Origin of the sequence: Motilimonas eburnea, from assembly GCF_021295345.1 — a bacterium.
Taxonomy (GTDB): domain Bacteria; phylum Pseudomonadota; class Gammaproteobacteria; order Enterobacterales; family CBDFNC01; genus Motilimonas; species Motilimonas eburnea.
In genome coordinates this window covers 1-513 of the sequence record NZ_JAIMJB010000071.1, presented here as the reverse complement: position 1 = coordinate 513, position 513 = coordinate 1, and the positions used below count along the sequence as shown (strand labels likewise).

At 48.9% G+C, this 513-nt stretch carries 1 protein-coding gene; it reads left to right on the top strand.

The features are described 5' to 3' along the window. Nucleotides 1–513: transposase (locus tag K6Y21_RS21155; RefSeq protein ID WP_490356157.1), on the top strand; the 513-nt coding region annotated here is incomplete at both ends.

Genomic DNA, 513 nt, shown 5'->3' with positions numbered 1-513 from the left:
CCCGCAGAGCCAACCAAGAAGACAAGTGCAAGGGCCATTTTTGGGAAGGGCGATTTAAAAGCCAAGCCTTGCTGGATGAGAAAGCGCTACTGACCTGCATGGCTTATGTCGATTTAAATCCAATACGGGCCGATATCTGCCAGCACATCGAAGAGCAAGAATTCACCTCGATTTATGAGCGCATACAGCAATTTAAAGCAAAACAAGATGCCCATCAGGTAACCAAATCCGAGCTGTTACCCTTTGAGCACCAATTTGATGTACGACAACCCCATGAAATCCCATTCTATTTTGAAGAGTATCTGCAATTAGTAGACTGTACAGGACGCGCCATTCGTGATGATAAGCGTGGCTACATTCCCGCCAATCAACCAAAGCTTTTGCAGGAGCTGGGCATAGAGCAAGATAGCTGGCTGCAACTTGTCAGTCATTTTAGCCGTAGCTTTGGCAGCGCTGCCGGCAGTTGGGAGCACCTCACAGCACATAGCATCCGAACAGGCCACTGCTGGACCC